Genomic DNA, 20,313 nt, shown 5'->3' on the forward strand with positions numbered 1-20,313 from the left:
GGCATGCAGGGTCTGCGTGCGCCCTGTTGTCAGCGGTGCGGCGGGAATGCCGCGGCCGTGTTGCCGCACCGCAGGCCGTTCGCCGTGACGGGAGCGCCCTCTGCGACGTTGCGGTCGTACGTGACGTGCTTGACCACGGCGGACTCGGAGCCGACCGCGATGCCGAAGACGGCATCGGTCCGCGGGTCGGCCTGCAGGCGCGCGCCGGGCAGCGCAGCGGCCAGGGTGGCGGCGTCCGCTTCTCGCCCCGCCGGGTAGGTGACGACAGGAGTACCTGCGGGCCGGGAGACCGGCGCCGTCGCGGACGTGTCCGTCACAACGAATCCGTTGCGCCGAAGCGCCCCGGCCACGGTCGCGTCGTCGACGCGTACGTGAATTCCGGCCGGGTTGGTTTCGGCACGTGTTTCGGGGACGGGGAGGATACGCGTGTCGCCCATGAGGGGACGGTCGGCGCTCAGCGCCTCCCACAGTGCCCGGGAGCGGGCTCCGTGCCAGACGAGCGTGGAGCCGACGCCGGGCACCCGGTGGTCGAACAGGGAGATCGGGACGGTGGTGAATTCCGTCTGTTCAGGTGACAACCGGCCCAGCGCCCAACCGATCCGCACGAGGTCGACGAGACCCGTGTGTTCGTCCGTGCGTACGGACTTGAGCAGTTCTCGGGCCGTGCCCGCGGCACTCACGGGATCGGCCAGAGCCCCCCGGACCGTCAGGTCGTGCAGCATGTCGGCGAGCAGCCGCTGCTGGCGGCGGACGCGGCCGAGGTCTCCTGGACGGTTGATGTGCCGGGCCCGGGCGTAACGCAGTGCTCCGTTCCCGTCGGCGCGATGGGTTCCCACGGGGAGATCGAGACCCGAATTCTCGTCCTTGAGCAGCTTGTCGGTGCATACCGTCGCGCCGCCCAGGTTGTTGACCGCCTGCTCGAAGCCGGTGAAACCGGTCTCGAGGTAGTGGTCGATACGCAGCCCGGTGACCTTCTCCACGGTGCGCACGGTGAGAGGCCCCCTGCCGATCTTGAACGCGCCGTTGATCTTGCCCTTGGGAGCCGGGGCGGTCGACCCTGCCGGCGCGGCGTACTGCACATAGCTGTCCCGGGGGATGGACACGATGCCGGCACGACGCTGGTCCTCGGAGAGGTGCACGAGCATCATCACGTCCGTGCATTCGCATCCTTTGCCACCGACGTGAAGGCGCCGCTTCTCCGCAGCCGACAGACCGGAACGGCTGTCGATGCCCACGATCAGGATGTTCGTGCCGCGACCGGCCGGCCGGGCCGCGGGTTTCACCGCGGAGTCCGCATCTGCGGCGAGCCAGGGCCAGGCAGCCAGGGAGGACACAAGGGCCAGGCCGGCGGTGAGTCGGCGCATCGCACACCCCCGGAAGAAGGGACGGGGAACACATGTGACCGTAATGGGGAGCGCAGTCCTGGCGGTGTTACGGAGCGTTTGGCACGCCGTCCTGACCGTAGTACTCACCCACGTTGTCCAACGCCGGCCGGGTCAGGCCGGCGGGCCCTTGTGCGAACGCTCGAAGGACGTTCGCCGTCACGATGCGAGTGAAGTCACCGGCACGACCGTCCAGTCCGTGGTTCACGCCAGGCCGTGCCGGCCCGGTCGCCTTCAGCGCTTCGACCCAGCGCAGGGTGCCGGTGGCGAAGAGACCCGCACCGCTTCTCAGCGTGCAGTAGGTCATGTCGGCATGCGAGGGCCGCCCTTTGCACACAACAGGTGAGTGCGCCAGGATCTCGAGCGGCCGAGGTGTCGGTTGTGCCGGATTCACCCGGTCGAACTCGACACCGACCAGGTGCGGGAAGGAATCGCCCGGCTTCGCACCGGTGCCCTCCAGAAGCCAGTGGTCGGGGTGGGAGACCACGAGTGGCGCATCCACCGGGTAGCCGTCGTACAGCACCCCGAGCAGGGAACTCTCCGGATCGGGCATGGGCTTGCGGCGGTAGTCGTTGGTCGGCGGCAGCCCTCGCTTGAAACCGGGATCACTCGCGTAGTCCTCTTTGTGGCAGACCACGATCCGGTCGGCGCCCACGTCGGACGAATCGAACCGAATGCGGCGGTAACAGCAGTTGGCACCGAGGACAGCCAGATTCATCCCGTCGTCCCGTGCCGACGTCACGTGCTCTCTCTGCTCAGGAGACCAGTACTCGTCATGGCCCAGAGACAGCATGGCCACGGCGCCGTCGAGGAGGTGCGGCTCCCGGGCGACGTCCACTCCGGTGGTATAGGCGAGCGGTAGGCCCAGACGTTCTGCCAGTGCGACGAGCGGCGCCTCGAAGACGGGATACTGACCGGCGCCGTACCCGTTGGCGTAGGGCCGGTCGAAGGACACCGCGAGCGAGCGGGACCTCTTCTTGCCGTCGGTGCCCTTGTAGAGGTCGAGGCCACCCCACCGGTTGTACGCCTGCCAGGTGGCGACCGAACCGACCACCACCATCCTGCCTGCCGCCGCAGGAGACCGGACGGTCAACGGCACATAGCGCTGCCCTGCCCCTTCTCCGGCGTCGAGGCGCAGCAGATAACAGCCCTCCGGCCACCCCGAAGTGTCCACCTCGGCGGTCCGCTGCCAGTCGCAGTACACCGTCCTCGTCCCGGTTGTGGTGGCCGGAGCAGACTGGGCTCGGCCCGGAAGCCTCCCCGAGCGCCACACCAGACGACCCATCGCTCCGCCGTACCAGCCCATCCTGTAGGCCGAGACGGTGTAGAACGCAGCGGTCGTCGAGACGCGCAGAGCCAAGGATTCCCCCGCGCGCACACTGACACGATCGGCGAATCCCTCGATGGCACGAGTGGGGCCCGGATGGACGATACGCCAGTCGGAATCTCCCGGCCGAAGGTTCTCGGCCCGCACATCGAACGCGCACTGCCGCGGTGCGTCGTCGGAAAGCCCGGACGAGATCCCGCAGTCCCCAACGGTTCGCGCCGCAGCCGAAACGTGCCCCGGCCAATGGCCTTTCGAGACGAAGGCGGCAGCAGCAAGCCCCAATACCCACCGGCGCTCCGGGTACTGCGGGCCTGCCGCCCCGGACCTCCCACCACCCCGAGCCATCGCGCTCCTCCGCCTCTAGGGGCCTTCTGACGGATCTCCGCGGCGTCGCGACGCCCGGCCCTCACTCTCGCCGCACCTTCCTCCACGGAGATCCATCAGAAATCCCCTGGCCGTGCACGCTCCTTTCTAATCCAGCAGCCCCCTCATGCCCGGCACACCGCCCGCCTCGGCGCGCCACTCACCTCCCCGGCCCCCAGCTGTCGCCCGCCCGGTCGGTGTGCTCCGTGGGCTCCGCCCAGGCGCATGCCAGTGAGCCGCCGATCAGACCGGCGAACAAACCGAGGAAGAGCCCCCCGAAATTGGCCAGGGGGAAGGACACGAGCGACAGAAGCAGCGCGGCGATTCCTGCGAATCCACGCGTCTGCGGGCGCACCCACATGCTGACGCCCAGGGTCAGGAGGAGGACCCCGGTGATCAGGGCGCCCGCGCCCGCCGTCGTGGACAGCGCCAGGGGGATACCCGAAAGGCTCAGCCTCACATAGGGGAAGTACATGATGGGCAGGCCGGCCGCGATGGTGAACAAGCCGGCCCAGAACGGGCGGTGGCCCCGCCAGGCCCTGAAGCGGTGCCTGGCGCTCGCGACATCGGGCAGCCTGCGAAGGCCCCGGCCCCGGACGTACCCCGGGGCCGGCGCCGCCGGGAAGCGGGACGAACGGGAGGCGTCGTCTTCGTGTCCGGCGTTTCCCGATCCGGAGGTCAGAAGCATTCGTGGCTGCCTTGCTCGAGCCGCAGGCTCAGATCGGGGACGCTCAGCGTGGCTGCGGTCACCGCGACGGCGGTCGCGCGTACATCGGTCAGCTGGGCGGTCTCGGCCTGCTGGGCAATACCGTCGGGGTCGAAGAACCGTGATCGTCTGTCGCCCGGGTTGATCGGTCCCTTGCTCACCGCGCCCGCGGCCACGCCGATGTCGATGCCCTTGAAGTTCGCCTGTCCGACGTCCAGGGCCTTCGCGTCGATGTACATGTCCTTCGCTTCGACCCGGCGCCGCTCGCCGCCTGTCAGCCTGAGTGTGTACGGGCCGAGGACGGGGATGGGCACCACCACGGACTGGCACAGTCCGCTGATCTCGGCGTGCCGGAATCCGGTGACCGTCACCGGCACAGCGGTGCCCTCCCTGGTCACGTCGACCATGCCGTAGATGCTCAGCCCTCGGACCTCCAGTGTGTCCGCGCGTACCTGGAACGTTCTGCCAGAAATCAGGAACGAGGCGGCCAGCGCTCCTTGTGCCATCCCGACGCCCAGCGCCGCGGCGGCGGTCACGGAGGAGAGGAGCACCAAGGCGAAGCGCTTCCAGCGGGTCCTGCCGATGCCGTACGACATGACCTCTCCTCGGGCCGTGGAACAGCGCTGCCGGTGGCGGACGGGAAGAAAACGTGTCCCTCTCCGGTACTGGATCCCAGGCTTCCCGATCTTGCGGGCTACAGCACGTTCGCAGGGCAGACGGGTGAAGGGCGACGCCGGTCGCCCGGGCGTACCTCGAGGCAGGGTTACGCCCCCGGCCTCTGCCCGCCCCGGATCGGGACGCCGAGTCCGACGGGCTCACCCGAACGGACGGCGCGGCGCCTCCTTCGGCATGCAGCGCGTCGGTTACCGGCCGAACGCGTCCGCGGGGGAGCAAACCGACGGCCCGCACGCTACCCTCCGCGCATGATTGACATGAGCATGTTGCACCTTGGGTTCGTAGGCCGCTCGAGGTCGCGGGGCCGCACACGCAGTCTTCACCCGTCCGGCTCGCGGACCGCTCGCGCCACGCTCCTGCGAAGAGCCGGCCGACACGCCCTCGTATGCCTCCTTCTGCTGGTACTCCTGAACACGGCGACCACTTCGACCGCCTCGGCCGCGGACGGGACCGCCCCCACCGTCTCCACGAACACGCCCTCGTCCGGCGCCGCAGCTGCCCGCTGGGGCGATCGCCGGCTCGACGAGGTGTCCTTCCTGACCACCCACAACGCCTTCACCAACTATGAGGACGCGCGCTGGAGTTCGGTGAACCAGGCCGAGTCGGTGCGCGCCCAGCTCGACAACGCTGTTCGCGGCCTCAGCCTGGACACACACTGGTACGAACGCAGCACCTGGCTGTGCATCATCAGCTTCGGCAGCGACTGCTACCCGAGCGACGTGTACCTGTGCCACGGCGACTGCAAGACTTTCGCCGGTGCCACGTACGCCCTGCCGCGACAGTCCTTCCACGGCACGATGCAGACCGTGGTGGACTTCCTGGCCTCCCATCCCCAGGAAGTCGTGACCGTCTTCCTGGAGGACTACGTCAGCGCAGAGCAGCTGCGACAGTCGCTCGCCCGCGTCGGAGGACTGTCCCAGCTGCTGTTCCGGCCGGACCAGTGGGAGGTACGCCGGCACGGATGGCCGAAGGTGGCCGATCTCGTCACCGCCGGCAAGCGCCTGGTGATCTTCTCCGACCGGTCCGACCGCGAGCACCTCGGCGTCATGTACGACAAGTCCTGGACGGTGAGCAACTACTGGAGCCTCGGAGACCTTGGCAACGACCTCGCATGCGTCAGCCGCTGGTCCGACGTGCCCTTGGACCGGCAGGAACCCGGGTTCCGGCGTCTGTTCACCATGAGCCACCACCGCAACGTACCCACCGTCCTCACGGCGGCCCTGGACAACGGCACCAAGCTGAGGAACCGCATCGCCGACCAGTGCCGGAGCGCGTCCGGGGGCCGCAGTCCGAACTTCGTCTCCGTCGACTTCCACCGTCTGTCGGACGGCAGCGGCCACACCCCTGCCTCGATCGTCGCGGAGCTCAACACCGGCCCCGTGCTGCGCCCGGATACCAAGGGCGCGCCGGCGGCCAGGACGGCAACCGGGGGCGCTCGTTAGGAACGACGGGAACCGCCGACGATGACCGACACCCTGGCTGCGGTGTCGGCGACGGCGCGCAGAACGGTCGTGCCGGCGAGTACCAGCACGGAGAGCGGCGGACCCACCCATCGCGTCAGCCCCGACTGCAGGTCGGGGTTCACTTCGATCGTCACGCTGATGTACCTGCTGTGCAGCGTGGTGCCCTTCGGCGCCCGGGCCGTGCTGTCCTCTCCGCGCTGCAGTGCCGCGCGGTATCTGTCCTTGCGCTCCTTCATACCGCTTCCTGACGCTTGATGAGTTCTTCGGCGAGGTCCATGTACGCCGAGCCTTTCGCACGGACCGGGCTTCCGAACGACTGGGCGTACAGATCGAGGCGTGCGATCTGGGTGTCCAGCACCACGAAGCCCCACTCGGTGAGCGCCTCACGAGCGTCGGCATCGGGACCGGTACGGGTGGCATCAGGACGATTGGTGCGATTCAGCACGACGACGGCCCGGGCCCGCTCGGCGCGCAGGGACTGCACATCGTCCATCTCGGACCTGATGGGCGCCATCCGGTCCAGTTCGATGGGCGCGGGGGTCACGGGGATGATCCACTCGCTCGCGTATCTCATGATGCTGCGGGCGATGCGGGGATGGTCCTCCAGCTGCGGAGCGTCGAGCACCACGGCCTGCCTGCTGCCGAGGAAGTCGTTCACACGACGGTGCACATCTCCGACCGGAAGGGCGATGACGGGAAACGGAAAGCCGCCCGCCAGCTCGCTCCAGCGCAGCGCGGAAGAGGCTGGATCGCCGTCTACCAGGAGTGGCGAGTAGCCCGACTCATGAAGGGCATGCGCCAGCCACACAGCGCTGGTCGTCTTGCCGACTCCGGGCTTGAGGTTCACAAAAGCACAGCTCAGCGGCACGGCAGCACCTTAACCAGGCGGATCTCCTGCCGCGGTCCGACGCGAGCACGAAGCTGCTGCCGTTCACCCGCAAGCAGTCAGAAGCGTCATACGGGAGGCGGCGAGCGCCCGCCGGCCCCTTCGGGGCCCTTCCGCCGTCCCTCATGCCCCGCGGCCGGTTGAACCGTTCTCGCGCGACTCCGCGAGATAGGCGCGCGCGAGCGTTCCGGCGCGGTCGAACCAGTCGGCGATGACGGCGACCTCGTCCGGCGTGTAACCGGCGAACAGCTCTACGAGCCGCACGTAGTACGGCTCGTAGAGGGCCCGCACGCGCTCGGCGGCAGCCGGTACGGCGACCACGCGCACCCGGCGCCGGTCGGCGGGGTCCGGGCGCCGTGTCACGAACCCGCCGCGCTCCAGACGGTTGAGGATGCCGGTCACCGCCCCCGAGGTGACATGAGCCCGGTCGGCCAGGTCGCCGGCGGTCACGGGAGCATCACCGGCCTCGAGCACGTACGCGAAGCAGACGAGGTCCGTGGCGCTCAGGCCGAGACTCCGGGCGAACTCCTGCTGGCCGACCATGCTCGTCGCGATGAGGTGGTCCATCGCGCTGATGGCGTCCGCCGGTGTGGCGGCGGGTCGGGGCCTACCCTCCATTGAATTTCCCTTAGTGCGTAAGATAAATTCCTTACTTGCTAAGACACCATATCCGGCCACGGTCGGGTGGCCACAGGACGCCCAGGCCAGGCCGGGGCGAAAGGGGGCAGGCACATGAGCGGACACCAGTACGACGAGGGCCACACCATCGCGGGATGGACGGGATGCCTCATCGCCACGGCGGGCGCCGCCGTCGCAGGCGTGGGTATCTGCGGCTGGCGCCCCGGGATCGGGCTGGGCCTCGGCGTGATGGCATCGGCGCTGCTGGTCACGTGGGCCCTGCATCTCGCGGGATGGGGCAAGCGGCCCGGGCCGCGCCCCGCGGACCAGTGGGGGATGCGAGTGCGGGACCGGGCGGCACGCGCCGGGCACACGAACTGCGTCGGGTGCCGGCTTGCGGGACGTCAGGGCGTTGCCCCGAGCCCGGAAGCGACGCCGGAGCGCGTGGCCCCCGCACGGCGTACCGGCACTCCGGCCGATCTGTCGTCCTGACGGTCGACTGCCGGGGGCCGGGCGTGCATCTTCGGTCCTCCGGGCTTCCGGGCTTCCGGGCCTTCGCCTGGTGGAACGGTCCTCTCACGGGGCTCGTCCCGTCGCCGTACCCTGCGGCCCCTGGGCCCGGGGTACGCGTCGGGCGCGATGTCGGCGTTTCGGCCAACCCGGGCCACCAGGCCCCCTGTTGTGGAGCAAGGGTCGGTGCTGTGACCGAGGATCGTAGTTGGCGGGTGATGCTCCCTGCGGCGCAGGTCGTCAGCAGCGAGAGGGAGCTGGTTGGCGGATCTTGAGGGCGATAGTTGGCGGCCCAGGGTGTGCGTTGATCACGGTGTGTGAGTGACGGTTGTGATCAGCTGCCTGGCGTGGTCTTCGAGGGCCCTGCAAAGGCCGGCGGAGGGGATGGGTTGTTCTTGCGATTCCCAGCGCCGGAGAAGGGTCAAGTGCGGCAAATCGTCGGTTCGTGTTCGGTCGTCGGGCCGCATTGGCGGCTGGAAGACTGGTGCGAGGGTGAACTCGCTGCCGGTGACGTAGCTCCAGACGAAGGCGGATGCGCACTCTCGGGTGCGTTCTGTCGGCTTGGGACCTCTGCCTCGACGGTGAAGGCGGCAGGGCTCGTCCCAGGTCCTGTCGTCGATGGACCAGCGGGAGAACTGCATGCGGCGGGCCCGGTAGTCGATGCTCTCCTCGCCGCTGACGTGCTCGGCCAGGCGTTTCAGCGTGGCCGGTAGGTCCCGGTCCTTGAGGTCTTGATAGGGGTTCAGTGGTTTGACCCGCAGTCGGCCCCGGGTGGTCCAGGACGTTGGGATTCCGAGGAAGGCTGCCGCTTCCAGGAAGTTCATGTCGCTGATCGCTTGGACCAGGTGGACCGGGAGAATGCGGCGGAGTCGTCGGCGGCTGGTGAGGGCCTGCTCGGAGTCCTCCAGGGTGGCGGCAAGCAACCAGGAGCTGGGAAGGGACTGCGGAATGTGCTCGGGAGCGATCCCGAAGTCTGTGAGGGGGTGGGTCGGGGCGAAGAGTTTCTGGGTGGTGTTCGCCTTGGAGGCCCGCGGTGTCGGGGCTCCCTGACGGATCCAGTCGGCAGAGAGTCTGTGCCGGTAGACCTGGTCGATCCGGCGCCGGAGCGAGGGAGAAACCTCGTGAGCGAGCATGGGCCAGGTCCTGCCCCAGCGGAGATCGTCGCGGGTGGGAAGATTCCGTAGCAGCTGGGGCAGGGCGCTGCGCGGTCCGGAAGAATCCTGCGCGAGCAGGTGATCGACGCGCTGACCAGCGAGAAGGTGATGACCTTTGCCGACAAGGGGTACCAAGGCGCCCGCGGAAGCGTCCGCACGCTGACCCGCCTCGGCACCGTCCACCTCGGCCCCCGTTCAAACGACGTCGCTTCAGGCCCAAGCTGTCCCGGCGGCAGAAGGCCGTCAACCGCGCCCACGCGAAGATCCACGCTCGCGGCGAACGGGCCATCGCTACCCTCAAAACCTGGAGAATCCTGGTCAAGCTGCGCTGCTGCCCGCGCCGAGCCACCGCAATCGTGCAGGCCATCCTCGTCCTGCACCACGTCGAGTCACCGCGTTACGAAGGATGAAACGGCTCACTGGATGCCGGCTCGTCTGCGATCGATGCGCCGGCGCGGTCGCCGGTGCCCGGCAGGTCCTTGGCGAGCCGGCCTGCGAGTGCGCTCACCGGGCATCGACCGGGTGAGGACGCCGAGTGTGAGCAGAGCGAGCGCCGGCAGCACGGCGACGATGATTCCCATCGGCAAGGCGTCGGTGGCGCCACCCGCGCCGGCCAGCGGAGCAAGTGCCCCGCCGATCATGAACTGGCTGAAGCCGAGCAGCGCGGCGGCCGACCCGGCGTGTCCGCCGTGGTCGGCCAGGGCCTGAGCCGCGGCGTTCGGCATGACGAGGCCCACGCTGGAGACCAGGACGAACAGGCCGATCAGGAGCGCGGGCAGGGGTGCCCGTGTCAGCACCGCGGCCAGAACCGTGGTGCCACCGGCTGTCGCGCCCAGCAGACCGGCGAGCAGCAGCACGCGGGCGCCGGCCCGGGCCACCAGCCGGCCGCTGATCTGGGCGGCCGCAATGAGTCCGGCGGCGTTGACGGCGAACACGGCGCTGTACTGCTGCGGTGACAGGCCGTGGATTTCCTGCAGGACGAACGGCGAGCCGGAGATGTAGGCGAACATCGCCGCGAAGACCAGGCCGTTGGCCAGGACGTACCCGGTGAAGACCCGGTCGCTGAGCAGCTGCCCGACGACAGCCAGCAGCGGCTGGCGTGACGCGGAGGGCCGGGTCTCCGGCAGTCCTGCGGCGGAGGCCGCCAGCATCACGGCGCCGAGTACGGCCAGGCCCACGAAGATTCCAGGCCAGGCCGTGACGCGCAGTAGCTGGCCGCCGAGGACCGGCGCGAACACCGGCGCCAGGCCGGTGATCAAGGTCAGTGCGGAGAAGAGACGTGCGGTGCGGGTTCCGGAGGTGCGGTCGCGGACCATGGCGTTGGCGATGACGATGCCGAACGCCCCGCCGATGCCCTGGACCAGGCGTAGGCCGACGAAGGTCCGGACGTCGGGCGCCACCGCGCAGAGCGCGCTGGCGATCGTGTAGAGGGCGAGGCCCGCCAGCAACGGACGCCGCCGGCCGTAGGTGTCGCTCAGCGGCCCGGCGATCAGCTGCCCGATGGCCAGCCCGGCCAGGCAGGCGGTGATGGTGAGCTGGGTGGCCGCGGCGCTGGCGCGCAGGTCGCCGGCGAGGTCCGGCAGTCCGGGCAGGTAGCCGTCGATGGACAGTGGTCCCAGGGCCACGAGCGCTGCGAGCAGGACGATGAATCGGGTTTGCCGGCCGGCGGCGTCGTTGCTCATGGCTCAGTACGCCACGGTGATGCGGCGGCGGATCGCGGTGCCGTTCTCGATCGTGTCGGCCAAGGCGATCGCGTAGTCGGCGTACGAGATGCGGCTGTTGCCGTCGTCGTCGGTGAGCAGGGTGTCCCCGGCGCTGCGGTAGGCACCGGTCCGCTCGCCCGCTCTGATGACTGCGGCGGGCGACACGTACGTCCAGTCGAGGTCGTGCACGCCGCGGTAGAGGTCGAGCGCTTCGGACTGGGCCTCGGCGTTGGCCTTCCACAGCGCGGGGAAGTCCGGGTCGTCCATGACCCGGGCGCCGGTCGGCGTGCGTAGGCTACCGGCACCGCCGATGGTGACCAGGCGGGTGACACCGGCTCGGCGGAGTCCGTCGATCAGCGCACGGGCGGCACCGACGATCGTGGCGCGGTCGTTCTCCTGGCCGATCCGGGGGCCGACGGCCGACAGTACGGCGTCGTGGGAGGCGGCGAGGCCGGCGACCGCGGCGGCGTCTGTGACGTCACCGGTGGTCACGGTCAGGGCCTTGTGCTCGAGTCCGTCGATGTGGCCGGCTCGGGTGACCGCGGTGACGGTGTGGCCGCGACGCAGTAGTTCCTCGGTGGCGGGCCGGCCGATGTTACCGCTGGCACCGAACAGGACGATCTTCATGTGTTGCTCCTTGTTTCTGATGGTCAGAGGACGGGCTGGCCGTCGGCGATGATGGCCGCGGTGATGCCGCGCTCGTCGGCGGCGTGCTGGAAGCGCTGCTCGATGTCGGGTTGTTCGGTGTAGAACGGCGGGTTGTGGAACAGGCCGTAGTGCATGGCGCAGACGGTGCCGGCGCCGAGTGCGACGGCGGCCTCGACGCCCTGCTCGGGGGTCATGGTCGCCGGGACGTTGGCCGCGTAGCCCTCGAAGTGGGCGATGACACCGTTGACCGGGACGAACGCGACGTCGAACGGGCCGTGGTCGCGGGCGATCTGCCACCAGCTGCCGTGCCACTGGGTGTCGCCGCAGTGGATGACCCGCCGGCCGGCGCCTTCGACGACCCAGGCGACCTGGTCACAGTCGTTGCCGCGCCAGTCCAGCGAGGTCACCGGGGTGACGGTCAGCTCTCCGATGCGGCGTGACTGGCCCAGGTCCTGGGCGACGGGGGTGATGCCCACCTCGTGCAGCGCCGCCGCGCTCGGGGTGTGGCAGCCGATCGTGCCGGTGGCCGCGATCCGGGCGATCAGGTCGTGGTCGTAGTGGTCGGGGTGCAGGTGGGTGATGAGGGCGTGGGTGCCGGGCGGGGTATCGACCGGGTCGACCGGCCGGTGCGGCGGCCCCATCACCGGCGCCAGCGGAGCGACGTTCTCGAGCGGGTCGATCAGCAGGCGGGTGTCGCCGAGACGGATCTCGACGCCGGCCCAGGCCAGCCGACGCACGGAAAGGGTGGGGGTCATGGGCAGCGACGCTAGACCGACGTTGTTGAGAAAGTCAACAAGAGAGTTTTGAATCTCAACCCACGATGTAGGGTGGTGGCATGCGCACCTACGGGCAGTACTGCGGCATCGCGAAAGCACTGGACACCATCGGCGACCGATGGACCCTGCTGATCGTCCGCGAACTGCTCGCCCTGGGTCCTTGCCGACACACCGACCTGCGCAACGGGCTGCCCGGGATCGCCAGCAACCTGCTGGTCGACCGGCTCCGCGAACTCGAGGAAGCCGGCCTGATCCACCGCGAGGCCGCCCCGCCGCCGGTGGCCACCACCCTGTTCTCCCTCACCGAGCGTGGCCGCGCGCTGGAGCCGGTGCTGCAGGAACTGAGCCGGTGGGGCGTGCCGCTGTTGCGTGAGCCGGGCGGCAACGACACCTTCCGCACCCACTGGCTGGACATGCCCGCCCGGGCACTGACCGACCACCGCCCCGACCAGCCGGCAATCGCCCTGCAACTGCACGCCGACGGCAACGAAGACCTGGTCATCGAAGTCAAGGACGGCTCGGTGCACACACACGCCGGCCGGGTCGACCACCCCACCGCGTCACTGACCGGACCGCCGCACCTGCTGGCTGCGACCCTGCTCGGCGACCTCGATCTGAGCGCCGCAGCACAGCAAGGCCTGCGGCTCAGCGGCGAACACGAGGCAGTAATGCGCATCCTGCCCCGCTGAACGACCGACCGCTCGCGGGCCTGCGACCTCAAGCCCTACCGAGTCTGCGCCGGTCTCAAAAACGGTCCATTCTGAGAAGAAGTCCGGCTCGCGGCCCGAAGCCGCCGATCCGGAGCGGTTTCGTTCTCAAAACCCGTTCTCACGCAAGCGTGTCGCGTCGGGGTTCTGAGAAATGTTTGTGCGAGCACACGGACGCCCTCGCTGTCCTCAACGCGCTCGCCCACGCCAGTCGGCGTCCACCGCGGCGACGGGAGCCCTCGAGCCGAAGGTGCAGAGGGTGGCGACGGAGCGGTATCTGTCTCTGGTCGCCCGGGTGGAGCTGTCGGCGATCGAGGACGACGAGTTCCACCGGCTGCTGGACTCCGCGGGTTACGGAGCCGACTCCGCACGGCGGATGGTGAAGTACTGCACCGCGGTTCTCAATTCCCTGATCTCGCTGGTCGCCGCGGCGGGTGTGCTCACTGTGCTGCACCCGGCCCTGCTGCCACTGCTGGTGGCGATGACGCTGCCGAGCGCGTGGAGTTCGCTGACGATCGCGAAGATGCGGTACATCAGCTTCCATCAGTTCGTGCAGCATGCCCGTGCCGGTCAGCTCCTGGGCCGGCTGCTCATCGACCAGCAGGCCGCCGGCGAGGTCCGCGTGCACGATGTCGGTCCGTTCCTCCTCACGCATTTCCGCGGCATGGCCGAGACCAGCGAGCGGGAGGCCACGCGCCTCGCGCGCGAGGCGGCGCGCAAGGGGTTGATCGCGGACGGCGCGACCGGACTCGCCACTGTGGTCACCTACGGGGTCCTGGGCTTGCTGCTCTGGAGCGGGAACATGGAACTGGCGGTGGCCGGCACGGCGGTGCTCGCCATCCGCACCGGCACCTCGAGTCTCAACCAGCTCGTGCTGCAGATCACCGATCTGCACCAGGAGGCGCTCTTCGTCTCCGACTTCGAGAAGCTGTGCGACGAAGCCTCCGCCCGCGCGATGCCCGTCACCGGCCTCGACCTGCCCGGGAACGTCGAGGAGATCCGTTTGGAGAACGTCACCTTCACCTACCCCGGCAGCGACTGCGAGCCGTCGCTGTGCGAAGTCGATGTCACCGTTCCGACCGGCAAGATCGTCGCCCTGGTCGGGAGTGACGGCAGCGGCAAGAGCACACTGGTGAAACTGCTGTGCGGGCTCTACCGACCGGACGACGGCCGGGTGCTGTGGGGCGGCGTCGACACCAGGGACGCGGACCGGGCGCAGCTCTTCTCCAGAGTCGCGATGGTGGCCCAGGACTTCTACCGTTGGCCGTTCACCGCACGCGTCAACATCGGCATCGGCCGTACGGACCGGCCGATGAACGACACCGCGATCGAGGCGGCCGCCGCCTACGCGGGTGCCGACGAGGTCCTGGCCAAACTCCCGAGGGGCCTGTCGACCCTGCCGGCCCGCGGGTACAAGGGCGGGCACCAGATCTCAGGCGGTCAGTGGCAGAGGATCGGGATCGCCCGGGCCCGCTTCCGCGGCGCGGAAGTGCTGATCGTGGACGAACCCACCAGCGCCCTGGACGCGGTCGCGGAGCAGCGCGTGTTCGACCAGATCCGCCGGCTCGCCGGCCAAGGGCAGACGATCATCCTGATCACCCATCGGCTGCACTCCGTCCGGCACGCCGACCTGATCTACGTGCTGGACCAGGGCCGTGTCGCCGAGTCCGGCACCTTCGACGAGCTCATGGACCCGGTCACCGGAACCGGCGCCTTCCGAGACGCCTACCTCCTGCAGTCCCGCGCCTACGAGCACTCCATCCCGACTCAGGCTCAGAGGCGGCAGCCTCGTGCGGCCACCGCATCCCAGGACCTGGCCCCGTGACGTGGACCCGTGACGTGGACCCGTGACCGGCGAGGCGTCACCGGCTGCTGCCGCCGGTTACGCCGACGCCCGACCTCTGCAGAGCACGAGGTGCTGACATGCCGACCTCACCTTCCCCATACACGACAGGGTCACCGCCCAAGGGCAAGGGATCACTGCTCCTGCAAGCTGACGGAGCAGGACACGGCGCCCTTGTCGTTCGGCTTGTTCTGGCTGTCCTTGAGCTCACCGTCGACGTAGATGCGGCATTCGGTACCGGGCTTTGCGTGCTGGACCGCGACTTCGCTGAAGCCGAATCCGACGTTCTGCGAGATCGTCCAGGGCAACTCCGCACCCGTGGCCGTCTGTCCGTCGTTGTCACCGGAGAAGCTGTACCCGACGTCGGCTTGCCCCGTCCCGGTCACCTCCAACTTGACGTCCCAGTGCTGGCCGAAGATGCCGCAGCCGGTGAGAGTTGTAGCGGCGAGCAGCGACATGCCGCTCGCCAGCAGTGCCGGGCGGGACACGCGGCGCAGGAAGGGGAGGTGGGAAGCAGCGGAATTCACGAGGGCTCCAGAGGATCAGTGTGCTTGCGCCGACCATTCTGGACGGCCGGCCCTGCCCGGCTCAGCCGTCGAAAGGCGGAATTCCCGCAGACGGCCTCCACCGAAAGTACGCACTGCTTTCCCTGCTCCGCTCCTCCTGATCAACGACATCTATCCTCTTCGCCATGCCGCACCCGCTCCTGTCCCTCACTTCCCCCAAGCTCGCCGTCGGCCTGATCGCTGCCCTGCTCATAGTGATCGATGCAGGCGTGGTCAGCACCACTGGTCTCGGACTCGCCATCGTGACCTGCGAGGTGCTGGTCTGCTGCGCGGCCGCCGCAGCACTGCGCGCTCTTCGCACCGGTCGCCATTGGACGGCCTGTGGCCTGGCCGTGGGTGTATCCGCCTGCTCGTTGCTGGTGACCTCGATGGTGGAAGAGTCCGTACTGCAGCGGACCCCCGGCTGGGCCGAGGTGGCAGGACTACTGCTGTTGCTGTGTGTGACCTGCCGGTATTCCCGCCGGCTGCCGCTGCTGCTCGCCGCGGCTGCGCTGTTCGCCGCGACGGTGCGGCTCGCCGCGCGGGCACCCGGGCTCTCGGACGTGCCACTGCTCAGCCCACTGGACGGTCTCTTCACGCTGCTGCCCTGCGCTTTCGCCCTGCTGGGCATCTATCTGCGTGGCGAAGACCACCGCCGGCATTCCACAGCCGATCAGGTGCGACAGGCCGAACGGCTGGACCTGGCACGCGACCTGCACGACGACGTCGCCCACCACGTCACGGCCATCATCGTGCACGCCCAGGCAGGCGAATGCATCGCGGAGCGCAATGCCGTCACCGCCCGGCAGCTGTTCTCCGACATCGAACGGACCGGCCAGGAAGGGCTCGTGGCCATGAGCCGCATGGTGCGGCTGCTGCGCGACTCGGGCGCCCGTGAACAGGCCGCCCCTGTCACACCGGTCCTGACCAAGATCGACGACTTGGTACAACGTGCCGACACACCGGAGCAGCGGACGTGGCTGACCGTCTCCGAGGAGGTGGACAGCACCACCTGGTCCCCGCAACTGGCCAAATCGGTCGAAAGGCTGGTGCAGGAGGGGCTGACCAACGTCCGCAAGCACGCCCGCGGGGCCACCTCCGTGCATGTCCTGCTGGAGAGCAGAACGGACCGCGTTGTCGTACGCGTACGGAACAACGCCAACGCCGGCCAACGGGCACGCCCCCGCTTCCGGCCCAGTGGCTTCGGCCTGGTCGGGCTGACCGAACGGCTCACCGAACTGGGTGGTGAGCTCAGCTGCGGCCCCATGCCCGAGGGCGGATGGGAACTGTCCGCCTCAATACCCCTCACATAGCCTGGCGGCAGTCGCCGTCACGTACGGGACGTGCCTGTGCCAACCTTGAGCCCCGGCACCCGCCTGTCGCCCGGACGCGTACATCGACCCAAGGAGCAACCACCCGTGACTGTCACCGTCGTGATCGCCGACGACCAGGAGATGGTACGGACCGGATTCCGGCTGATCCTGGAGAGCCATGAAGGCATATCCGTGGTCGGTGAGGCGTCCAACGGTGTCGAAGCCGTCGAGACGGTGCGGCGACTCGCCCCCGACGTGTGCCTCATGGACATCCGCATGCCAGGCCTCGACGGTCTCGAGGCGACGAGACTGCTACGGACCGGCCCCGGCGCCGCGGCGTCCGCCACGAAGATCGTCATCGTCACGACGTTCGACCTGGACGAGTACGCCTACCAGGCGCTGCGCGCCGGGGCCAATGGCTTCATCGTCAAGAACTCCGGCCCCCAGCTGCTGCTGGAAGCCGTGCACGCGGCCGCGCAGGGAGAATCGCTCATCTCACCGTCCACCACGGTACGGCTCATGAAACATCTCAACCGGCTCCCGGCTCGGCGGAACACGGAACAGATCCAGCGCCTCACACCGCAGGAGTTGAAAGTCACCACCCTGGTCGCACGCGGGCGCACCAACCACGAGATCGCCTCCGAGCTGACCCTCGCGGTGAGTACCGTCAAGAGCCACCTGAGCCGGATCCAGGAGAAGCTCCCGGCACGCAACCGTGTGGAGATCGCGGCCTGGGCCTGGGAGCACGGCGTCGTCTCCTGAACCCAGCGACCTGCGCCTGCCGGTGCTTTGTCACCGGGCTTTCAGGCTGGTGTCGGCGGGGTGGGGTCGTCACCTGCGCGCGGCGTGTGGTCATCGCGAACGGATCCCTGAGGGCTGTCCGGTAGGCACTCAAAGCCGTAACGTCTCGATCGCCGAACTGGCAGAGAACGTAAGGATCGTGCTCCGAAATCAGGCGAGGTGCCGTCGAGTGTTCGGTGCCGGTGCGGTCTGCGCACTTCGATCCGGTCAGTTTGGGGCAATTGCCCTTCGCGCATGCCCGTCCTACGGCATCCTCGGACCCGTGAACGCGCATCAGCGCGCGCCCGCCGTGGGCATCCGACGGCGACGACCGTGACGGCAACCGATGAGCCGACCGCGTTCTTCCCGGGACAAGGGCGAAGGAGAGACAGTGGGGTGGAGGGTCGAGGAGTACGGGGACTCCCACGAGGGCATCGTGGGAGCCGTCCTGGCCGACGGCAGCGAGCCCAAGGCCGTGTACCTGGACATCGGCAGCGGCGGTGGCGGGCACAGGACGAGCGAGTGGTGGGCGTACGACGGTCTGCTGCAGCGGCCGAAAGCTACCGCCTGCCGCGCAGCGTGTGCCTGTGGGTGGCGTGGCCAGAGCTACCCGATCGACTGGGACCAGTTGTCCGGTTCCGGTGACGAACCGGACGACCTCGACATCTCAGGTCCGTACGAGGACTGGAGCGACCACATCCGTACCGTGGAGCACCGGACCGTGCCGCTGCCCCCGGAACTGACCGAGACGATGGAGCGACTTGAGGACCAGCTGTCCGTGCTCGTCGACCAGGCCCCGGTGGCCGCGCTGAAAGCCGCGGCCGCGCTGGAACGCCTCTCCCATCACATCGGCCGTGATGCCGCACACGCCGTACACGTCGACGAGCCGTCGTGGGAGACGGTCGGGAAGGCGCTCGGGCTCAGTCCGGACAAGGCCCGCTCACTGCTGACCGGCTACCTCCTGCGCGGTTGACCGGTCCACACCCCGAGGCAAGGCAATCCGGGATGCCACGCTCCCGCGTACGGGGGCAACTCGATGCCGCTCGCGGGGACAGACCGGTGGTGGCGGTGACTCCGCTCCACCGGTCCCGGCACAGTGGCCTCCGCACAGTGGTCTCCGCGGAGGCGGGTGTGCGGGAGCGCGCGAACGATGGCCGGGAAGCCCCCGAGAGACACCGCCGAGTCACATGTGGAGAGGCGCCTGTGGCTTAAGATGATCCGCCTGCCGCAACGCGGGCGCGGGGGGTGGGGACAGGGGGACGAGTTGGTGGACGCTCTTCGGCCTGGGGACCCGGCGGAGATCGGGGGGTACCGTCTGCTGGCACGGCTGGGGGCGGGCGGCATGGGCGAGGTGTTCCTGGCCCGTACGGCTTCGGGCCGGCCGCTGGCGGTGAAGACCGTGCATCCCGAAGTGAGCTGCGTACCGGGGTTCGCCGACCGGTTCGCACGGGAGATCCGCACCAGTGACCGGGTCCGCTCCCCGTGGACGGTCTCGGTCGTGGACTTCAGCCGGCCCGGTCACTCGCCACAGTGGTTCGCGACCGAGTACATCGCCGCGCCGTCGCTCGGCGACTGGGTGCAACGTCACGGGCCGCTGCCGGAAGCGGCCTTGCGCTGCCTGGCCCGGGAGCTGGCGACGGCGCTGGTCGCCGTGGGCGAGGCAGGCGTAGTCCATCGTGACCTCAAGCCCGGCAACATCCTGCTGGGCCTCGAACGGCCTTTCCTCATCGACTTCGGCATCGCCCGCGCCGTCCACGACCCGCGCCACACGCAGACGGGGGCGGTCATCGGCACTCCCGGCTATCTTGCTCCCGAGCAGGCGACGGGTTCCGTGGCCGCAGCGCCCGCGGACGTGTTCGCGCTGGGGGCGGTCCTGGTGTACGCGGCCACCGGACGCAACCCTTTCACCGCACCCGGCGAGGAGCTCCAACTGCCGACGATCCTCTACCGGATCGTCCACGACGAGCCCGTACTCGACGGCATGCCGGAATCGCTCGCGCCCTTGGTCAGGGAGTGCTTGGCCAAGGCTCCGGACCGGCGCCCCACCGCCGACGACGTGCGTGCGGCCATCGGTGACTTCGACGGGGAGAAGTGGGAAGCGACGGTGCCCTCGGCTCTGGTGGCCGACATCGGCAGCCGGGAGGCCGAGCTGCGTCAACTGCTCGCCGTACCTCTGCCATCGGCCGCCCTGCCGTGGAACGCGGCAGGGCCTGACCCGACTGCCCCGCTCCGGTCGCCGGCCGTGTCTGCTCCGGGTGGGACGCCGGCGCCGCCTCCTGCCGGCGCGACGCCCTTCGCGCCGTCGGCGCCGCCGCGCAGATGGTGGAGGGCCAGTGGCCCCCTCGTGATCGCCGCGGTGGCCGGTGCGGCCGTCCTCACCACGGCGGCTGTCGCTGCGCTGGTCCGCCTCCCCTGGGGCGACGGCGGGGATACCACCGAACGGTCCACCCCTTCGTCGACGACCTCGTCTTCCTCGACGTCGCTGCCCGCTGCCTGGGTCGGCACATGGACGGGCGTGGGCCCGGGAACGCCGGACGCGGACGGCATCAGCCAGGCGAGGACCCGGGAGTTCTCCGTCACGGTCACCCTTCACGCCGGGGTTGTGGGCGACCTCGTCGGACGGCAGGTCAGCGAGCTCAGGGACATCGACACCGGTCGGGATCTCGGCTGCACCGAGGCCCTGGAGCTACGGCAGGTCCGCGGGGACACCATGATCTTCGCCGCGGTCACCAGTCGCCCCACCGACCGCTCGTCCCCCCTCAGCTGTCGTCAGGGCAACGTCTACATGGTCACGAAGACGCAGGCGGACCGGCTTGCCCTCGAGTCGGAGGGAGCACAGTCGGCCGGTGCTCCTTCGTTTCTGACCCGCCGCCGGTGAACCGCACTGACGGGTCGCCCGCAGATGGGAAAACAC

Annotated in this window: 20 protein-coding genes and 1 pseudogene; 9 read left to right on the plus strand and 12 right to left on the minus strand. The window is 69.3% G+C overall.

The features are described from left to right. Window positions 1-29: 29 nt before the first annotated feature. From ACTWOL_RS01265 to ACTWOL_RS01280, 4 genes are all read right to left on the minus strand, one after another. On the minus strand, window positions 30-1,364 hold the full coding sequence (locus ACTWOL_RS01265; protein WP_474293377.1) for an LCP family protein: 1,335 nt from the start codon (window positions 1,362-1,364) through the stop codon (window positions 30-32). A 67-nt stretch (window positions 1,365-1,431) separates the two neighbouring features. Then, entirely contained in the window at window positions 1,432-2,742 is a 1,311-nt protein-coding gene (locus ACTWOL_RS01270) for a N,N-dimethylformamidase beta subunit family domain-containing protein (protein ID WP_474293379.1), read from the minus strand. 490 nt (window positions 2,743-3,232) lie between these two features. Continuing rightward, window positions 3,233-3,760, minus strand: coding sequence for a DUF6114 domain-containing protein (locus tag ACTWOL_RS01275; RefSeq protein WP_474293381.1), 528 nt, complete (start codon window positions 3,758-3,760; stop codon window positions 3,233-3,235). Further along, a complete protein-coding gene (locus ACTWOL_RS01280; protein ID WP_474293383.1) occupies window positions 3,751-4,374 on the minus strand; it encodes a DUF6230 family protein in 624 nt (207 codons plus the stop codon). Before ACTWOL_RS01280 ends, ACTWOL_RS01275 begins: the two co-directional genes overlap by 10 nt. A gap of 342 nt (window positions 4,375-4,716) precedes the next feature. Between ACTWOL_RS01280 and ACTWOL_RS01285 the strand changes: the two genes are divergently transcribed. Further along, a complete protein-coding gene (locus ACTWOL_RS01285; RefSeq protein WP_474301072.1) occupies window positions 4,717-5,895 on the plus strand; it encodes a PI-PLC domain-containing protein in 1,179 nt (392 codons plus the stop codon). On the opposite strand, the gene ACTWOL_RS01290 is transcribed toward ACTWOL_RS01285, so the two are convergent. From ACTWOL_RS01290 to ACTWOL_RS01300, 3 genes are all read right to left on the minus strand, one after another. After that, window positions 5,892-6,152: a hypothetical protein gene (locus tag ACTWOL_RS01290; protein WP_474293385.1), complete on the minus strand. Its 261-nt coding sequence runs from the start codon at window positions 6,150-6,152 to the stop codon at window positions 5,892-5,894. The genes ACTWOL_RS01285 and ACTWOL_RS01290 overlap by 4 nt on opposite strands. Continuing rightward, entirely contained in the window at window positions 6,149-6,784 is a 636-nt protein-coding gene (locus ACTWOL_RS01295; protein WP_474293387.1) for a nucleotide-binding protein, read from the minus strand. The genes ACTWOL_RS01290 and ACTWOL_RS01295 overlap by 4 nt, the downstream gene beginning before the upstream one ends. A 141-nt stretch (window positions 6,785-6,925) precedes the next feature. After that, window positions 6,926-7,420 carry a MarR family transcriptional regulator gene (locus ACTWOL_RS01300; protein ID WP_474293389.1) on the minus strand — a complete coding sequence of 165 codons (495 nt, stop codon included), beginning with the start codon at window positions 7,418-7,420 and terminating at the stop codon, window positions 6,926-6,928. 114 nt (window positions 7,421-7,534) lie between these two features. Between ACTWOL_RS01300 and ACTWOL_RS01305 the strand changes: the two genes are divergently transcribed. Continuing rightward, window positions 7,535-7,912 (plus strand): HGxxPAAW family protein, encoded by a 378-nt coding sequence (locus ACTWOL_RS01305; RefSeq protein ID WP_474293390.1) that lies wholly within the window; start codon window positions 7,535-7,537, stop codon window positions 7,910-7,912. Window positions 7,913-8,238: 326 nt separating this feature from the next. Here the strand turns inward: ACTWOL_RS01305 and ACTWOL_RS01310 are convergent, their stop codons facing one another. After that, on the minus strand, window positions 8,239-9,267 hold the full coding sequence (locus ACTWOL_RS01310; RefSeq protein ID WP_474301329.1) for a hypothetical protein: 1,029 nt from the start codon (window positions 9,265-9,267) through the stop codon (window positions 8,239-8,241). Here ACTWOL_RS01310 and ACTWOL_RS01315 point away from each other — a divergent pair. Further along, a pseudogene (locus ACTWOL_RS01315) lies at window positions 9,163-9,494 on the plus strand (transposase family protein); the annotation flags it as partial. The gene ACTWOL_RS01310 and the pseudogene ACTWOL_RS01315 overlap by 105 nt on opposite strands. A gap of 6 nt (window positions 9,495-9,500) precedes the next feature. Here the strand turns inward: ACTWOL_RS01315 and ACTWOL_RS01320 are convergent. Genes ACTWOL_RS01320 through ACTWOL_RS01330 form a run of 3 tightly spaced genes read right to left on the minus strand, consistent with a single transcriptional unit; the run spans window position 9,501 to window position 12,190 of the window. After that, complete coding sequence (locus tag ACTWOL_RS01320) at window positions 9,501-10,766, minus strand: multidrug effflux MFS transporter (protein WP_474293392.1); 1,266 nt, start codon at window positions 10,764-10,766, stop codon at window positions 9,501-9,503. Window positions 10,767-10,769: 3 nt separating this feature from the next. Next, window positions 10,770-11,414, minus strand: coding sequence for an NAD(P)-dependent oxidoreductase (locus ACTWOL_RS01325; protein WP_474293394.1), 645 nt, complete (start codon window positions 11,412-11,414; stop codon window positions 10,770-10,772). A 23-nt stretch (window positions 11,415-11,437) separates the two neighbouring features. Continuing rightward, the gene (locus ACTWOL_RS01330) at window positions 11,438-12,190 is read right to left on the minus strand and encodes an MBL fold metallo-hydrolase (RefSeq protein WP_327387315.1); all 753 of its coding nucleotides are present in this window, start codon (window positions 12,188-12,190) and stop codon (window positions 11,438-11,440) included. Between the two features lie 80 nt (window positions 12,191-12,270). On the opposite strand from ACTWOL_RS01330, the gene ACTWOL_RS01335 reads away from it, so the two are divergent. After that, window positions 12,271-12,900: a winged helix-turn-helix transcriptional regulator gene (locus ACTWOL_RS01335; RefSeq protein ID WP_474293396.1), complete on the plus strand. Its 630-nt coding sequence runs from the start codon at window positions 12,271-12,273 to the stop codon at window positions 12,898-12,900. A gap of 277 nt (window positions 12,901-13,177) precedes the next feature. Next, a complete protein-coding gene (locus ACTWOL_RS01340) occupies window positions 13,178-14,743 on the plus strand; it encodes an ABC transporter ATP-binding protein (RefSeq protein ID WP_474293398.1) in 1,566 nt (521 codons plus the stop codon). Window positions 14,744-14,895: 152 nt separating this feature from the next. On the opposite strand, the gene ACTWOL_RS01345 is transcribed toward ACTWOL_RS01340, so the two are convergent. Further along, window positions 14,896-15,288, minus strand: coding sequence for an MmpS family transport accessory protein (locus ACTWOL_RS01345; protein WP_474293400.1), 393 nt, complete (start codon window positions 15,286-15,288; stop codon window positions 14,896-14,898). 164 nt (window positions 15,289-15,452) lie between these two features. Between ACTWOL_RS01345 and ACTWOL_RS01350 the strand changes: the two genes are divergently transcribed. The 4 genes from ACTWOL_RS01350 (at window position 15,453) to ACTWOL_RS01365 (ending at window position 20,277) form a co-directional block, all read left to right on the plus strand. Continuing rightward, window positions 15,453-16,619, plus strand: coding sequence for a sensor histidine kinase (locus ACTWOL_RS01350; RefSeq protein ID WP_474293402.1), 1,167 nt, complete (start codon window positions 15,453-15,455; stop codon window positions 16,617-16,619). Window positions 16,620-16,724: 105 nt separating this feature from the next. Continuing rightward, window positions 16,725-17,381, plus strand: coding sequence for a response regulator (locus ACTWOL_RS01355; protein WP_474293403.1), 657 nt, complete (start codon window positions 16,725-16,727; stop codon window positions 17,379-17,381). A gap of 409 nt (window positions 17,382-17,790) precedes the next feature. Further along, complete coding sequence (locus tag ACTWOL_RS01360; protein ID WP_474293405.1) at window positions 17,791-18,372, plus strand: hypothetical protein; 582 nt, start codon at window positions 17,791-17,793, stop codon at window positions 18,370-18,372. 294 nt (window positions 18,373-18,666) lie between these two features. Beyond that, entirely contained in the window at window positions 18,667-20,277 is a 1,611-nt protein-coding gene (locus ACTWOL_RS01365) for a serine/threonine-protein kinase (RefSeq protein WP_474293407.1), read from the plus strand. Window positions 20,278-20,313 lie beyond the last annotated feature (36 nt).

Source organism: Micromonospora sp. IBHARD003, from assembly GCF_056106285.1.

Coding starts and splice junctions, on each gene's coding strand:
- ACTWOL_RS01265 (WP_474293377.1), bottom strand. CDS start 1,364: ATGCGCCGACTCACCGCCGGCCTGGCCCTTGTGTCCTCCCTGGCTGCC.
- ACTWOL_RS01275 (WP_474293381.1), bottom strand. CDS start 3,760: ATGCTTCTGACCTCCGGATCGGGAAACGCCGGACACGAAGACGACGCC.
- ACTWOL_RS01280 (WP_474293383.1), bottom strand. CDS start 4,374: ATGTCGTACGGCATCGGCAGGACCCGCTGGAAGCGCTTCGCCTTGGTG.
- ACTWOL_RS01285 (WP_474301072.1), top strand. CDS start 4,717: ATGTTGCACCTTGGGTTCGTAGGCCGCTCGAGGTCGCGGGGCCGCACA.
- ACTWOL_RS01290 (WP_474293385.1), bottom strand. CDS start 6,152: ATGAAGGAGCGCAAGGACAGATACCGCGCGGCACTGCAGCGCGGAGAG.
- ACTWOL_RS01300 (WP_474293389.1), bottom strand. CDS start 7,420: ATGGAGGGTAGGCCCCGACCCGCCGCCACACCGGCGGACGCCATCAGC.
- ACTWOL_RS01305 (WP_474293390.1), top strand. CDS start 7,535: ATGAGCGGACACCAGTACGACGAGGGCCACACCATCGCGGGATGGACG.
- ACTWOL_RS01320 (WP_474293392.1), bottom strand. CDS start 10,766: ATGAGCAACGACGCCGCCGGCCGGCAAACCCGATTCATCGTCCTGCTC.
- ACTWOL_RS01325 (WP_474293394.1), bottom strand. CDS start 11,414: ATGAAGATCGTCCTGTTCGGTGCCAGCGGTAACATCGGCCGGCCCGCC.
- ACTWOL_RS01330 (WP_327387315.1), bottom strand. CDS start 12,190: ATGACCCCCACCCTTTCCGTGCGTCGGCTGGCCTGGGCCGGCGTCGAG.
- ACTWOL_RS01335 (WP_474293396.1), top strand. CDS start 12,271: ATGCGCACCTACGGGCAGTACTGCGGCATCGCGAAAGCACTGGACACC.
- ACTWOL_RS01350 (WP_474293402.1), top strand. CDS start 15,453: ATGCCGCACCCGCTCCTGTCCCTCACTTCCCCCAAGCTCGCCGTCGGC.